Raw genomic sequence first — 15,142 nt, 5'->3', positions numbered from 1 at the left:
CCTCCTAGAAGGTCATAACAGGTGTTGCAACTGCGATGATGGACGACGCCGGAACGGTGCCGAAATATCGTCCATCGAATGAGTTGGCGATATTGGTTGCGACGGGCAGAAAGTGACCTGCTGCAACGTCGGAACAACCCCTAATCCGGGGAAGGGTTTGACCCTTCCGGTCGCGGTCCGAAACAGGGCCGACTAAAGCGCCGTTGACCGTTAACGAAGTATCGGTGATGCAGAAGATGTCGCCGGGAATGGCCTTGATGTGTTTCAAGAGGGGCCAGCCACGCGGCAACCATCCCCGGTCGTAGATGAAAGCCCCTGCCTTTTGCGGGGCCTTCATCCATACGATTTCCCCCCGCCGGAGCGTGCCGCTGAAAGGTTTCAGGCGGTATATTCCAAGTGGTTCGCTGCTGGAAAGATTCAGCACAAAATAAGGGCCTGTCAGGCTGTTAATTATCTGCATTACAGCCAAACAGACAACTACCGTTACGGCTATGAAAAGGGGCTTCTTGTTGATGCGCATTAGCGGTAAACCGGACGGCCGTTCTTATCTTTAAAAGTAGTCTTGCAAGTGGGGTACTTCGAGCACCCCCAGAAATTTCCGTTGCTCCCCTTGCGAAGCCGCAAGACTCCCTCTTGGCAGATCGGGCATTTCGTTTCTTGTGCCGCCGTCTTGTGGATGTGTGGTTGCCCCTTCTCGTCGTTGAATGAGGCTTTGCATTCAGGGTATCGAGTGCATCCCCAGAAGTTACCCTTTTGCCCCTTTATGAGCCGCAACCTTCCATCCTTGCAGCTTGGGCAAGCGTGTTCCGTTGTCTTCGCATTTTGCAGCTCCGGTTTTCCGTTGGCGTCGGGGAATGTTGCCTTGCATTCTGGGTACTGTGAGCATCCCCAGAATTTCCCCTTTTCCCCCTTCCGTATCCGCAGTTTTCCGTTGCCGCACGAGGGGCACGTAATCTGCTCGGTTTCCTTCAGCTTGATCCCTCCGGACCGTGAGCAAAGGTCAGAGATATAGGCCGTCTGCTCGCTGATGAAATTCTCCAGTTTCACGGAGCCGTCAACCATGTCGTTAAAGGTCTGTTCCCAGATGGCTGTCGAGTCCGGATAGGTGAGCTCGTCGGGAAGGGCGTCAACGAGGATATACGCCCCTTCGGTCGGCTGGAGATGTTTCTTTACCACCTTCAGGAATTCCCGGTCGATCAGCTCCTTGATGATCGTCGCCCGAGTCGCTTCGGTGCCGATGCCGGAAACGGCCTTGAGATGCGTCTTAAGCGTCTCGTTCTTGACGTATTTGTGTATCTGCTTCATGGCTTCCACGAGGGTGGAAGTGGTGTAGCGGGACGGGGGTTTCGTGGTCTTTTGAACGATTTCGGCCCCCGCGTAGTCCGCCCTGTCGCCGCTCTTCATGGCGGGCAAGGTGGCGCTCTCTTCTTCGCCTTCAGTTGGCTCCTCCTCTTTTCCGTACAGCGCTTTCCATCCGGCTTCGAGCGTCACCCTGCCGCTCGCCTTGAACGTCTCTTCAACATAGGTGACATCAACCTTGGTCTGGTGGTAGGTGTGCACCGGGTAGAATTGGGCGAGATATACCTGGGCGACGAGGAAATAGATGTTTCTCTCAACCTCGCTCAGCGTGTCGAGCGGGCAAGAAACCTGTGTCGGAATTATCGCGTGGTGGGCCGATACTTTCTTGTCGTTCCATGCCCGGCTCTTTATCGCGGGGTCGGCTTTGCCGGCCCATGCCGAAAGCGCCGCCTCAGTGCTCTTCTTGAGGTTGTCGATGATAACCGAGGCCTCGACATACTGCGACTCGGGAAGATAGTCGCAATCCGAACGTGGATAGGTGGTCAGTTTTTTCTCGTAGAGGGATTGCGCGGCATCGAGGACCGTCTGAGGATCGTAGCCATGTTTTTTCCCCGCCCGGATTTGCAGCTCAGACAGGGAAAACGGCAAGCGCTGAGGCTCGCTTTTTTTCTCGGTTTCGTAACCGGAAATAACGGCCTTTTCGCTGTCCTGCGCTGCCTGCATCCTCAGTTTGACGAGGGTTGCCTTTCCTTCGTCGATAACCCTCCCCTCGGCGTCGAGGCCGCTTTGACCTTCTCGCGGCTTCCAGGTTGCCGTAAAAGAGCCGTTGGTATGCTGGAATGTGGCCTTGATGCCGAAGTGAGTGACCGGCTGAAAATTGGCTATTTCCCGTTCGCGTCTGACCACGAGCGCCAGGGTCGGGGTCTTTACTCGCCCGATGGGAAAGGTCAGGTCATGGCCGGCCTTTCGCGCGGCCAGGGTGTAGGCCCGGGAAAGGTTCATTCCGATAAGCCAGTCTGCCCGTGACCGGGCCAGGGCCGATTGTTTGAGGTTGAAGAAATCCCGGTTGTCCCGAAGATCCCCGAGGGCGTTCTTGATGCTTTTTTCGTCCAGGGCGTTCAGAAGAATCCGTTTGACGGGCTTCGAGCACTGTAGGTACTCCAGGACCTCATCAACAAGCAACTGCCCTTCCCTGTCGGGGTCGCCGGCGTGGACGATCTCGGCCGCCTTTTCGACCAGACCCTTGACGATCCGGAATTGTTTTTTGCAGGAATCGCTTACGACCAGCTTCCACGGTGCCGGGATGATCGGCAAGTCTTCACGCCGCCACACCTTGAAACGCTCGTCGTATTCCTCCGGTTCGGCTTGGCGCAGGATGTGACCGAAGAGCCACGTTACTACCCCGCCGCCGGTCTCGATATAGCCGTCTGCTCTCTTGTTCGGTCCGGGGAGACAGGCCGCGATTTCGGCGGCCATGTTGGGCTTTTCAGCGATGATAAGCTTCATGTTCTCGCTCCTTGAGAAAATCTGCGAGTCGTCCGCACGGCTCGTTGATCCGCCTCGGCTCCAGGTTCACCAGAAACCGGACATGGGCGGCCCGGTAAAGATCGGGGTGGAGGTGTGCCGGCATCTCCCCCGCTTTCTCGATCTCCCGAAGCCACGATAGAACCTTTTGCACCCTGTTTTTCCCCTTAGCGTACAAAAGGATCTCTCCACCTGGTTCAACCTGGGGAATCCGTGCAGCACGTTCACCGGGCCAAACGGCCCGCACAATGTAGATTCTCCATTCTTTTGTGCCGTATTCGTTGCGCTCCCATAGATCGAGCGCAAAGATGCTGTCCGGTCTGAAATAGGCATGTTGGGTGGTGACGCCAAGCTGAAACGAGACGGTTTCGATTTTCACCGGGTCGCCGAAGAGCAGACGGAAGTTTCGCTTACCGTCCTCGAACTGCAATGTTGTCCTGGTCGTTTTCTTCATAGCGGTGGCGTTTCGCCGTCCACAACCAAACGGGCCAGCTTGCGGCTCACTTTGCCGCCTCTGGCCCTACGCTTCGCGCTTGGTTGTGGACGGGGCATGGTGGTTCATGAAGTTTCTCATCAAGTGCTTAACAAAAAGGCAATCTGTTAAACTGGTTAAGAACGCGGTCGAAACAGGTTGCCATTGCCGCGTAAAATGGCGCTTATGCACAATCGTTGTGGAAAATATAGATTATATTGCCTCGCCTGGGAAAAAGGCCTCAGAACCGGAATGCGAACGCGATACCGGCTTAACCCTCTTCCTCAGATTCCCCAACAGCTCCCTCTGTCCTTGCGGTGTAGCAGCATATTGCTTGTAGCTCTCCAGAATGCTGTTGCAATGGACCACTGATAGCTTCTCCTGAAGCATTTCCACGTACTTGATGAGCCAGTCTATTTCGTCAAAGATTTGTGTCGAGGGGCAGAGCTCGCCGCTTCGCCTTTTTCTCTGGTTCTCTTTGATCTTTTGAAGCGTCATTTTCTGACTCGACATAAAATTTATCTCCTGTTGTCGCCTTTGAGGTTTTCAGAAAGTTGAAAACTTCCGTGTGAATCCCCTCGCATACCCGTAAGGGTGTGCGTGTGGATTTACGAAATATCTATAAAGCTTATAAAAACCTATAAAAGCTTATAGGCGCTTCATATAACCTCTGACGCCGCAGTTGGTGCGGGTTTGGGCAACTCATACCGTGGGCGATAACCCGAAGAACCGTGGGCGATAACCCGAAGAACCGTGGGCGATAACCCGAAGAACCGTGGGCGATAACCCGAATGTATTTTTGCCGGCTTCTGGAAACATGAAGGCTAAAACTTGCAACCATCCGATATGTCGAGCAAATATCAAAAAGACCGTGGGCGATAACCCGAACCGATTAAGCGGCATCCCTGAATTCCCCTCTAGCCGGCTTCTGGAAATATGAAGGCGAAAACTTGTAACCATCCGATATGTCGAGCAAATATCAAAAAGACCGTGGGCGATAACCCGAATGAAGGTTGCAAGTGAAGAGCCTTTCTGAAAATGCGCTCATGTTGCCATAAATAGCCGTAATAATTAATAAAACGTCCTGACAGGCGTAGGCGATAACCCGAACCGATTAAGCGGCATCCCTGAATTCCCTTCTAGCCGGCTTCCGGAAATATGAAGGCTAAAACTTGTAACCATCCGATATGTCGAGCAAATATCAAAAAGACCGTGGGCGATAACCCGAAGAACCTGCAACCCTTTATCATCCCAAACCCTGCATCTGCCGGGCCTCGATCCGCTCTACGGTGTAGATAAAAATCTTTATTTCTGAGAGAGTCCGAAACTCTTCATCTGGCAGATTGTGGCCGTGGTTGTAGTTCTCCCGGATCGCGTCACGGAAGCGCCAGACAAAGCGATAATCAACGCTCTTAAACTTCACTTCTCCGGCCTTGTTACAGGCCACGGCGGTAAGGTTCCGGATTGCCCTTTCCATGTACCAGTCATAATCATGGATCAGGGTCTTTTCTCCACATATTGTGACTATTTCGCTACCGTTTTCGTCGTGGCCGTGCCGTTCAATCAGCGTCATGATTTCCCCCGGAGTTAGCGGATAAATCTTCCGAAAAACTCCCTTCAAATTTCATAACTGTCTGTAATATTTTGTGAATCTCAAAAAGACCGTGGGCGATAACCCGAACGCTTATTTTAACTTGCGGGGTCTACGAAACTGACCATCAGAATTTTTTTTGATGTAGATAACCCGCTCATCTTTCCCTTCGTCTATTTTGAAGGTAATGAGGCCTTTATCTTGGAGCTGTTCAAGTGCCTTCTTCAGCCGCCTTCTTCTCTCGCGTGGGCTGTCCTCGCTGTAGTTGATCATGGTAGCCAGCGATGATTCCTTATACTTTTGCATCCCTTCATGCGAAAAGATGTGACGATGTAGGGCCTTGGCGAGTGGACTAGGGAGTTTTGCGCGAGTTTTCACGTCAACCAGCGTGTATTCTTTGTCGGCGAATATTTCGTAAAAGTAGGGATTAACAGCGATAATGAATTCATTGGTTTTGCAATCTCTCTGGGCATAAGAAAGTATGGGACCGGAAGCAGCCAACTCTTTCTTCGCTTTACCCCTGGTGCTCGTTTTTTGTATTGTGAGGCGTATTTTCGCTTCCGTCAGACGGTCATATACTTCCTCTGCTTTGTCATAATCTTTTCCGCTTGGTCTTTCGATGCCCAGAATCTGAAATACCGGCAACAATGCTCCTCGATAGGCGTAAGTAGGCCGTTCCGACACTGGATCAGAAATGACGTTATTCCGCTCCTGGAGGATGGCAAGAAGCGCCATGAGAAAATCTTCGTCCGATATGTCGAGCTTCGGGCCTGTGTATTCCAGGGTTCCCCAGCTGTTTCCGTGGGAAATCAGGAGATTTTCAAAGCGTTCCCGCTTCTTTGCGAGCTCTAGTTTCGCCATTGGGAAAAACATGCTCAAGCGGGTCATGGGCCGGGGATAGGGAGCGAATAGGTCTTGTTGCTGTGGGCGGGCTTCAGCGGCGCTTATACACTCAAGAGCTTGATCCTTGACCTCTTTCGCCGCTGTTTGTGGCGAGGAGAGACGGTCCCGAAAGATTTTAACCGCGAAACTGGCCGGCATAACGGGACTGAGATAAGTCAACTTCTCCTCATCGCCGAGTTGGTCAAAATGCCCCTTCTCTTCTGGAGAAAGTTCTTTAAAAAAAGCATTTTCCCGGTCGTGATTGGGAATAATCGCTGAAATCCCCAGGGGCAAGACCTCATTTCCCGTAGATTTCCGCTCCGCTCGCCGTTCAAGGGTGATGATCGCGGCATTGAGCGGAACACCTTCAAGGGATTCCTTTTCATGTTCCGACAGCTTTTCCCATTCTTCGACTAAAGCGGCCGGTATCTTTTCGCGCAGGCTCATATATCAATCTCTTTCAAGATGTGATCTGTTTCACTTATGCTGGCCCGAGTCCTCTTGTTTCTTGAAATAGTCCTCCAAAACGTCACGAACAAACATAGACTCGTTGCCGTAAAACTTCTCATCCGCGGCCTTCTTCACTTTCTGGATAAGCGAGACAGGGAGATTGAAGATTTTTCCTTTCTTGGGCTCTTCATCGGGGCCGAGGGGTGGCCTCCCCTTCCCTCGTTTCTCCTCGTGCAACTTGACCGTAGAGGCCTCTTTTTCGGTCGTCGCCGGAACGCCCTTCTTCCTTTCCCTAATCACGGGTCCTGACATGCAGCTTTCTCCTTTCAGATGATCAGATGATCCCCTTACCCTCAAGATCGAGGTAGACTGAGGTGAATTCTCGTTCAGCTCTTGAACCTGGTGCAATCTCCCAGATTGCATGACCGCCTGTTCCGCTGTCGCTCCATGCCTGGAGATTGCTTATCTTCGACGGCAACATTTCCGCGTCACCCTCGAATTTCTGTGCAAGCCCGTCGATGGCGACACGCGAACGCTTGTCGTGCCCTTGCCACGAGGCCCGATTGATGAAGATGTAAGCCTTGAGGTTTTCGTTTACGCCTCGTACTTCGTCGATCACCATAAAGAACTCATCGAGACTGTCAAGGTCTTCCTGACTCGGCGAAGTCGGAATAATTACCGCGTCTGAGGCCAGGAGGACCTGACGCAAAACCTCTCCATCCCGCTGCCCTCCCACGTCACAGAAAACCTTCTCATAATCATCGGCCAGAGCCTTAATTTCCCTGGAAAGCCCTTTTGGGTTGATCTTCAGGTGACATTGGATCTCAACAGCGTTCAACCGTTCAGCACGGTCCGCAAAAAACTTTTCAAGCGATTTCTGGCCGTCGCAGTCGAGGGCCAGGATGCGAGCCGCCGGATTGTTTTTGCGATACGCCAGGGTGAGATTGCGGCAAAAGGTGGTTTTGCCGACACCTCCTTTACTGTGAGCTACTGCGATGACTTTAGCCATTTTGCCTCCATTCTCGGGGTCAACGGTGGTGCCTCGATGCGTCGAAATACGCTGATAATTTATATCAGACAAAAAGAGGAATCAATAAAAAATCATAAAATATATCAGAAAAAATATTCCTGCCTTTTCTTCCTCAAGCCTCAAAAAGATTCAGTTGCCCGCTGGCGAAGTAGCCCAAACGGTCTTTCATCCACGGTTCGTATTTATCGAAATCGGGGCAGACTTTGTAAATCCTGGAATTTACCCACCGGGCGAAGTGCTTCAGGCGGGCGTCGGTGGATTGGTTATAGACCATGATGAAGGGGTCAACGCCGGTCTCGGTGAGCTTGCGGAAGCGATAACGGTCTTCCTCGAACGTGGAATTGAACCCCACGAGGGTAAAGCACAGGTGTTTCCATTTCTTGATATGCCGGGAAAGGGTTTCGATGCCGTTCATGACGGCCGTTTCGTGGCCGGGCATGTCCCAGGCGTAATGAATAGAGCGAAGGTGTTTGACTTCGGCTAGGGCCTTGGCTATTTCGGGGGTCATGGTCCTAACGTCGATCCCCTGGGTAATGTCCACGGTCAATTCGCGGTCCTTGATCTCGCGGAGCTTGGCGAGACAATCAGGATCGGCGGTCAAGTTGTTGTCCAGGAGGATCAGGATGTTTGAAAGGGGGTTGATGAGGTCCTTGATCTCCCCTACCCTTTTCAATTCGCCTTCCTTCCTGGGGACCACGCAAAAAGGGCACGTCCTGATGCAACCGCGTGAAGTAAAGCCGATACCGGCGTTGACAATGGTGGTGGCCTTCTCGATCTTTTTTTTGCGGGTCATGATTCCGCCTATGCGGTCGGCGATGGCGTCAACGGTGTATAGGCCGTAATCGGGTTTCATCGCCTCGATCTCAGGGGGAAGTTCGCTATCCAGGCTCCAGCCGGTTCCGCCGAATTCGATGTGAGGAAAGACGGTGGCGAGCCGGGCGGCCTTGTCCCGATTCTTGGAGAAGACGACGGAGCAATAAACCTTGTCCACCTGGGCGGGTGACGCGGGATTAAGCACGATCTTTGCGCCTTGGGCTTTGTAATAGGCGGAAATCTTCATAAGTGCGAGGTTCACGATCTTCCCGTCAAAGTCGATGAGGCCGATACGGTTTCTCATAGTTCGATGCTCCAAAGGATCAGTATTGAATGTCCGTTATCCGGCCTTCTGCTTTCCACTGGGCAAAAAGTTGATTTACTCTCTCGCGGCCTTCTTTCCATTTCTTCTTGTCCTCTTCCGTAAAGACGGCTGGCCGCCAGCCGTTTACTGTCCAGTTCCGGATGAGGTCCATAAAGTATTCTGGGTCTTTCGGTAACATGCTGTTGTTCCAGTAATGCAGGATGCCTTTTTGATCTGCAGCCGAAAGCCCTCTTAATTGAGCCCGCCCTTTCCGCCATTGATCCGCCCGCCGTTTGCGGGTTTCAATGGTGTCCTGCACTCTTCCTGCATCTATTTTTTGAATACGTTCTTCGGGGGTCGGTTGCGTTGCTGCAATCATCCCCGCAAATAACGGGAGTTTGTTTTGCTCATGAAGCAAGGCCCTTTTTGCGGCGGATAGACGCCGTGGGGTGTTTCCTTTAATCCCTTCTTCTGGTCGATAATAACGCCTGAACTTCATAACTTAAGTGCTCCTGCTGGGGACCTTTGACAGGTCTCTTGGTCGTTCATTCGTCAATTTTGATGGTGGCCGGGTGCGTTTCAACGGCTCCATAACGGCCGCCGTCGTAGCCGGTCCCCTTTATATCGTCCTGGTCGTTGGCACAACGGCCGGTGTAGCAGATTACGGTTTTTCCGTCCTCTCTCTGGCCGGTTATCCGCGTGACCTCGGAAACAAGAAAAAGGTGTCCTTGGTTCCATACTTTCATCCCGTTTTCGATTTCGCCATAGGTGATGGTCTTTTTCATGACCCAGGCTCCTCTTGATGCCGGTTTCCAGAAACACAATGTTTCAGGCCGGTCAGGTCGTGGCCTTGATGGCGGATGTTGGCAAGCCATGCCTCCAGGAATAGATTGAGCTCTTTCTTCGCGTGGATATTGACGAGCGTTTTCGCTTCGTCCAGGTAGACGGTTCTGTAGCCGAAGTAATCTTGATAGGACAAAGCTTCGGCCGCTTCCATTGAGGGAATGACCCTTATTTCCATGTCGGGGTCGGCTATCATGTCGCCGCTCTCGTGCCTGTAGTAGTGCGAAAGGGCGATGGTGATTTCCGACTCGTTTTTGTCGAGCACGTCCAGGTTGAGAGGCATGAAAATCTTGGCCGGGGAAGACTTGCGGTGGTCCCCGATCTCCAGTGCTAGAAGGTCGGGAACAAGCCCCGTAAGCATCGAGTAAATACTGTTGAAGATCATCATGTCCTCCCTGTGATTTTTTATGATATTTTATATTACAAAAATTCTAGGGTCAAGCATTTTTCCTGATATAAAAAATCAGCCAAAAGATAAAGGGGCTTTCCAGCCCCTAAGATTTTCTTGATTCCACCTTTATATGTCGGACTTCAATTTGTTGCCGCCGGCTACGGCGTTGAGTTTCGCCAGAAGATCGAGGCGCTTGAATTCAAGGTGAAGGTTGCCGTTCATGAAGCATTTGAATCGAAAGTATTCCGTTTCCCCTTTGCCGTCTGTGGTCTCGCTGATCGCGTCGGTCAGAGGGCCGTGATAGGTCTTAACCGGCCCTTTGCCGTCGAGGAGGGAAAAGACGTTATCAAGTGCGGTAATGAAGTCGTTTCGGCGATAGCAGACACGGAATTTTCCTTCCCACGTCCTTTCGACGGAATAGGCCAGGATGACACGTTTCCCTATCTCGAATTCGGTGTTCGTCTTGTACGGAGATCGCCTCGGGCGAAGGTAGTCGAAAACCTCTTTAATTGCTTCTTCAAGGTAGGTGTCCGCATTGGCAACGGATGTTTCCAGCATGGCAAAAATGTTTTCCTCGGTGAGCTCGGGGAGCTCGCCTTTCTCTAGTTGCTGGTCGAGCTCGTCACGACGTTTGACGGAAAGCATTCGCCGAAATTCCATCCGTTCAACGATGACGCTCCAGGCATCCCGCTTGATCCGCTTCAAGATCGCGTCTGACGCCTTCTTTCCCACGCGGTCGAAGTTGTTCCGGTCGTTTGTGTCGAATCGGTAGCCGGGAGAATCGAGGAATGCGGAACGTAAGCGGCTTTGAGCGGTCGCCAACATGGCGTATGCAGTTTCTATCTCTTGGGCGGCTTGTTGGTAGATGCCGACCAGGGCGGTAATTGTTTCACGTTTCGCGAGTTCCTTTCTCATGTCTCCCCCTCTTAATTTTATGATATATTATATCAGAAATAAACGCCGGTCAAGTATTTAATCTGATATAAAAAATCAGACAAAAACTGCTATTGAGGGAGAAGCGGCCCAGTTCTTGCGTTTTTTCCTTCAACAACCGGCGGGGTCCGGGGGCCGGAAAAGCCCCGGAATCTGCCCGAAGGGCTCAAAGACAAGAGCCGGTTCACGGCTCCCCTGGTTAAAAGTTTTTTTCGGCGGGGTGGGGTGGGAAGAAGAAATGAAAGAAACGACTCGGTACCGAAGGGGCCGAGTGGTTTCAAGGCCGCTTAACGTGGCCGGCCAGCGAAATGGAGTGGAGCGGGATCTGCCCGGTAGGGCAGAATCCCGGCGTAGCGAAATGAAAGCAGGGCGGCGGCGTTGGCCCACTTGAAAGGGTGGGAACCCCGCCAAGTGCTGAAGGGGCGAAATCTTCTCGATGCAAGGGAAGGGGAGACGGTTCCAACGGATTAGTGCTTTGGGCGGGGCCGGGGCTATCCACAATCCAGCGCGATTCATCGCGTAGGGCCAGAAGCGCCAAAGTGAGCCGCAAGCTGGCCCGTTGGATTGTGGATAGGGGCGGGGTTTTTGCTGGGGGAGGGGAGGGGGGGTAAAATGAGGCCCCGGAAGATCCCGGAGCCTCTTCTTATGCTGCCTTTACCTTGTGGTGTTGGTGGGGTGCTTTGTCATGGCGGTGCCCCTTCTTTTCCTTCTCCTTCTTCTCGGCCCGCAACGTGACGAGCAGGGACGCAACCGCAAAAATAATCAAACCCGTGACGACTACGATCAATCCTTCCATGTTAGTTGCCCTCCTTCGGGGGGAGCATAATCGCCCCCACCACGGCGCAGACGATGCCGCCAAGAAATACAATAATACCATACATGAACGTGAATTTGTCAGAAAGAACGCCGCCAATGATACCGACCGTAAAGCTATACTTGGCAACATCAAGAAAAGCCTTCCCTCCCTCCATTCGTCGATGATAATACTTACCCATCAGCACCCTCCGTCGTAAGTGTAAATATGCTGATATAATATATCAGACAAAATCGGGTGTCAAGAATTATCTTGATATATTATATCAGATTTAAGGCGGGGGGATTTCCCCCCGTTTCTCACGCCGCTTGCGCTGGTTCGCCCTCCTCGGTCGCCACCTCCTTAACCCCCAGAATGTAATCGGCCGCCTTTTGCGCCTGACCGGCGGCGATAACCACCATCTTCGGGTCGTTCTGCAGGGCCTTGAGCCATGATTGAATATAGGCCGCCGAATTATCAAGAACCTCACACTCAATGCCGGCATGGGCACTGAGAAAAGCCGCCGTCATTTCGGCTACCAGCTCTTCACGGCTATACTTTTCATCGCCGAAAACGCGGCTTTCGTTTGATTGACGGCGGGAAAGTCTTTTCTCATGTCCGGTGGAGTGGCCCATTTCGTGAAAGAGGACATTGTAATAATGACTTGGAGAAACAAACGCCTCAGGCGATGGCATGCGGATTTCATCAAGGCTTGGCACATAACAGGCCTTAGTGAATCCGTGCTTGATTTCGGGAGCCTCCTTATAACTCCCTACGATCCGGGCCGCTTCCTCGATGGGGTTGAATTCGTCCGCCGGCGTATCGGTCGGGGCCTCGATCCCTTCGGTCTGCGCCACGTTGAAAACCGTGTAGTACCTCAAGAAGGGAGTTTTTTTCGCTTCGCCGGTCGCTTTATCCTCAACGTCAATGAAATTCCAGTAAACAACGGGCGTACCCCTTTCACCCTTCTTTATCTTGCCGCCTCTGTTGGTCGCCTGTTTGAAGGTCAACCAATAAGGGCTTTGATAGGCTTGCATCCCCAGAACAAAAACGTTGATTCCGCGATACGGCTTGCCGGTGACAAGGTTGCGGGGTGAAGATGTGCGAGCGTTCCAAGGCTTAAGCCACGGGATAACCCCTTCATTCAGCTTGTCCATAATGCGACTTGTGACAATCTCATAAACCGAAGCCTTCATGTCTCCCCCTCTTAATTTTTATGATATAATATATCAGAAATAAACGCCGGTCAAGCATTTAATCTGATATAAAAAATCAGACAAAAACTGCTATTGAGGGAGAAGCGGCCCGGTTCTTGCGTTTTTTCCTTCAACAACCTGCTGGGGTCCAGGGGGCTTTTCCCCTGGTCAAGGGGGGCCGGGGGGAAGTTGTGACCCCCGCCGGCGGGGTCCGGGGGCCGGAAAAGCCCCGGAATCTGCCCGAAGGGCTCAAAGATAAAGAGGGTAGGGGGGTGATGGGTACACCTGTTGCGGCTGTGCGTTCTCGGCCGAGAACAAAGGTTTTTTACCGCCGTCCATAGCCAAGTGAGCGGAGCGAGTAGGGCCAGAAGCGCCAAAGTGAGCCGCAAGCTGGCCCGTTTGGTTGTGGACGGCGGTTTTGCGTTAGGGATCGAAGCCGAATGGCCGAAACCGTGAAGCGGATTCGGTTCACGAGAGCCCGGCCCCGCAGAGCGGGGAAACGCCCCTAAAACGCATAGGAACTTGAATTTTTCTCAACATTTCAAATACAAGATATAGTGCCTCTATGAGCTCCATAAACCACAACATTTAGTATCAGTACACCCTCGGCCTCGAAAGAAATAGCCGCCTCCTACACCCCCCTTGGATACTAAAAAAACCAGCAAACGCGCACATCAGAAACGACATGCACACGTAATCACCCCACTCTCGAACAAACCGAAACCACTGAGGGAAAAGTAACTACAACCGGTCAATCCGCCCCCAAAAACGCGGAAAATCGGAAACTTACAGAAACAGAGACCATCCAAGTTAATGCGCTTTCAAGAGAAGCAGTTACAGCGACTTTTAATGTTGCAGCAAGCCGCAAAACCATAGCTACGAGAGAATCATCAGCCACAAGAAAAACCCAGACCATGACGACCAATGCGGCTGCAACCTAGAAATGTGTTACAACCTAAGTTCGACCAACACTTGCAAAAACGACAAAAAACCTTGAGAAATCGAAGAAATTCATCATTGCGCGAACTCGAAAAACATCAACTTACTCAAAGGGCGCAATGCAACTAAGTTCTCAATTCCCAGCTCCTCTAAGTATCCACAATAGCTATAGAAAACACAATCGGCCACATAATGGAGAAACCCCAAAAAAAGGCAGAACCACAACCTCAACAAGGTCAAGCGTATCTTAAGCGCACGGCACGGGCTGCACCGTGCCGTGCAAGACCGTTGGCATAACCGCCGCAAAGCGGCGCACTGTGAGAGATTTCGGCGGGGTAGGGTGGGAAGAAGAAATGAAAGAAACGACTCGGTACCGAAGGGGCCGAGTGGTTTCAAGGCCGCTTAACGTGGCCGGCCAGCGAAATGGAGTGAAGCGGGATCCGCCCGCCAGGGCAGAATCCCGGCGCAACGCAATGAAAGCAGGGCGGCGACGTTGGCCTACTTGGAAGGGTGGGTACCCCGCCAGGGCCTTTCATTTCATCGAAGCCCGCCCGGGAAACCTCAATCCGTGGCTTGCGAGTCAATCCAGTCCAGGACCTGGGAGCCGGTAAGAGTCCAGTCCTCATCACCGTGCCGGGCAAACTGCAAACTCCGCTCCGAGGTCAACTCGTAACCGTTCACATAGATTCTGCGGTTTCTTGCATCACCGGTACTTTTCCATTGTCTTGGGTCTAGCGGTTCCAGCACCATAAGTATTTCTCCTGTCATTCTATACGCAATCACGACTAGTTTTGTAAACACGTCTTCCTAAGATCAGGACTCGACTTATAACCTCAACGTGTTTTATGATGTCCTCAGACATAGCCCCATATCGAGTGCTTATCCCTTCTTTTTTGCTTTCAAGGCACTCGGCTATGATTTCTCCGCTTATCTGACGCGCTATTGTGCGGATAGACACATCTGAAACCCGATAACCAGGCCTCTTACATAGTATTTGTTCTTCACCGAATACAAGTCCGCCGTTACCCAACATATCTTTACTGATAAACTTATCTGCATGACGCCGCAAATACCTGAGACTTGGCCTGAACATATCCGGATTAACACGTTCGCAGAACTGGAATACAATTTTCCTTATCGTCTCGTGCGAGACCTTTTTTAACTCAGCGCAATCTCTTACCGTCATTCCATGTAAGACCTTGTACGCTACATCTATATGACCAGCATCAGGGAGATTCAAGGGTGTTCCCTTCGGTGAATGCTCTTCCTCAAAGTCGGGAAAGTCCACTAAAAAGCCTCCCTCTTCCGCCGGGGTAATTATGGCCGGGTATTCGATTTTCACTGCGTCGGCTCCTTTGCGGTGTGTTCTCTCCATCTGCGGTGGCCTTCGTCGCATCCGGCGGCGAATGCGTCATATTCTGCGGTTCCGGGCTTGTAGGGGCAATTCTCATTTGTGCTGATTCCCGCGAAACGGTAGATCAGGGCGGCCAACACTCCCCGCTTGTAGGCGTCGCTCCGTGGATCACGGGGGACACTGAACGCCTCTTTGTAAAGGGCCTCGGCTTTATCAAGCTGCTCGTCTCTTGTGGTCATATCATTTCCCTTCCTGATTAGCGCCAATCTTCCGCTAGTCGAAGTTTCTGTTCTGTAACTTTGTTGGCATTGGCAGTCGCCCTCAGGAG

Annotated in this window: 18 protein-coding genes; all 18 read right to left on the bottom strand. The window is 52.0% G+C overall.

The window, feature by feature from the left end:
* Positions 1-4: 4 nt before the first annotated feature.
* A complete protein-coding gene (locus tag KJB29_RS18365) occupies positions 5-520 on the bottom strand; it encodes a S26 family signal peptidase (RefSeq protein ID WP_215735774.1) in 516 nt (171 codons plus the stop codon).
* The gene (locus KJB29_RS18360) at positions 520-2,805 is read right to left on the bottom strand and encodes a DNA topoisomerase III (protein WP_215735773.1); all 2,286 of its coding nucleotides are present in this window, start codon (positions 2,803-2,805) and stop codon (positions 520-522) included. The genes KJB29_RS18365 and KJB29_RS18360 overlap by 1 nt, the downstream gene beginning before the upstream one ends.
* Entirely contained in the window at positions 2,786-3,277 is a 492-nt protein-coding gene (locus KJB29_RS18355; protein ID WP_215735772.1) for a DUF2840 domain-containing protein, read from the bottom strand. The genes KJB29_RS18360 and KJB29_RS18355 overlap by 20 nt, the downstream gene beginning before the upstream one ends.
* Before the next feature lie 231 nt (positions 3,278-3,508).
* Complete coding sequence (locus KJB29_RS18350) at positions 3,509-3,808, bottom strand: hypothetical protein (protein WP_215735771.1); 300 nt, start codon at positions 3,806-3,808, stop codon at positions 3,509-3,511.
* A gap of 733 nt (positions 3,809-4,541) precedes the next feature.
* Complete coding sequence (locus tag KJB29_RS18345; protein ID WP_215735770.1) at positions 4,542-4,868, bottom strand: hypothetical protein; 327 nt, start codon at positions 4,866-4,868, stop codon at positions 4,542-4,544.
* A 111-nt stretch (positions 4,869-4,979) separates the two neighbouring features.
* Complete coding sequence (locus KJB29_RS18340) at positions 4,980-6,215, bottom strand: replication initiation protein (RefSeq protein WP_215735769.1); 1,236 nt, start codon at positions 6,213-6,215, stop codon at positions 4,980-4,982.
* A gap of 30 nt (positions 6,216-6,245) precedes the next feature.
* Positions 6,246-6,530, bottom strand: a complete 285-nt coding sequence (locus tag KJB29_RS18335; RefSeq protein ID WP_215735768.1) for a ribbon-helix-helix domain-containing protein — start codon at positions 6,528-6,530, stop codon at positions 6,246-6,248.
* A gap of 22 nt (positions 6,531-6,552) precedes the next feature.
* Positions 6,553-7,227, bottom strand: a complete 675-nt coding sequence (locus KJB29_RS18330) for a ParA family protein (RefSeq protein ID WP_215735767.1) — start codon at positions 7,225-7,227, stop codon at positions 6,553-6,555.
* 133 nt (positions 7,228-7,360) lie between these two features.
* Complete coding sequence (locus KJB29_RS18325) at positions 7,361-8,365, bottom strand: radical SAM protein (protein ID WP_215735766.1); 1,005 nt, start codon at positions 8,363-8,365, stop codon at positions 7,361-7,363.
* A 19-nt stretch (positions 8,366-8,384) separates the two neighbouring features.
* Positions 8,385-8,864: a hypothetical protein gene (locus KJB29_RS18320; protein ID WP_215735765.1), complete on the bottom strand. Its 480-nt coding sequence runs from the start codon at positions 8,862-8,864 to the stop codon at positions 8,385-8,387.
* A gap of 46 nt (positions 8,865-8,910) precedes the next feature.
* Positions 8,911-9,150: a hypothetical protein gene (locus KJB29_RS18315; protein ID WP_215735764.1), complete on the bottom strand. Its 240-nt coding sequence runs from the start codon at positions 9,148-9,150 to the stop codon at positions 8,911-8,913.
* Entirely contained in the window at positions 9,147-9,593 is a 447-nt protein-coding gene (locus KJB29_RS18310) for a DUF1249 domain-containing protein (protein ID WP_215735763.1), read from the bottom strand. The genes KJB29_RS18315 and KJB29_RS18310 overlap by 4 nt, the downstream gene beginning before the upstream one ends.
* 132 nt (positions 9,594-9,725) lie before the next feature.
* Positions 9,726-10,514: a DUF4942 domain-containing protein gene (locus KJB29_RS18305; RefSeq protein ID WP_215735762.1), complete on the bottom strand. Its 789-nt coding sequence runs from the start codon at positions 10,512-10,514 to the stop codon at positions 9,726-9,728.
* Between the two features lie 661 nt (positions 10,515-11,175).
* The gene (locus KJB29_RS19460) at positions 11,176-11,328 is read right to left on the bottom strand and encodes a hypothetical protein (protein ID WP_246562038.1); all 153 of its coding nucleotides are present in this window, start codon (positions 11,326-11,328) and stop codon (positions 11,176-11,178) included.
* 1 nt (position 11,329) lies between these two features.
* A complete protein-coding gene (locus tag KJB29_RS19455) occupies positions 11,330-11,527 on the bottom strand; it encodes a hypothetical protein (protein WP_246562036.1) in 198 nt (65 codons plus the stop codon).
* Positions 11,528-11,645: 118 nt separating this feature from the next.
* Positions 11,646-12,521, bottom strand: a complete 876-nt coding sequence (locus KJB29_RS18295; RefSeq protein ID WP_215735760.1) for an ArdC family protein — start codon at positions 12,519-12,521, stop codon at positions 11,646-11,648.
* Between the two features lie 1,708 nt (positions 12,522-14,229).
* A complete protein-coding gene (locus tag KJB29_RS18290; protein ID WP_215735759.1) occupies positions 14,230-14,802 on the bottom strand; it encodes a type II toxin-antitoxin system HicB family antitoxin in 573 nt (190 codons plus the stop codon).
* Positions 14,799-15,142 (bottom strand): hypothetical protein (locus KJB29_RS18285; RefSeq protein ID WP_215735758.1); only part of this gene is annotated, 344 nt, incomplete at its 5' end. The genes KJB29_RS18290 and KJB29_RS18285, both read right to left, overlap by 4 nt.

The sequence above is a fragment of the Geobacter grbiciae genome, from assembly GCF_018531165.1.
Lineage (GTDB): Bacteria > Desulfobacterota > Desulfuromonadia > Geobacterales > Geobacteraceae > Geobacter > Geobacter metallireducens.
This window is presented reverse-complemented; position numbering and strand designations above follow the sequence as displayed.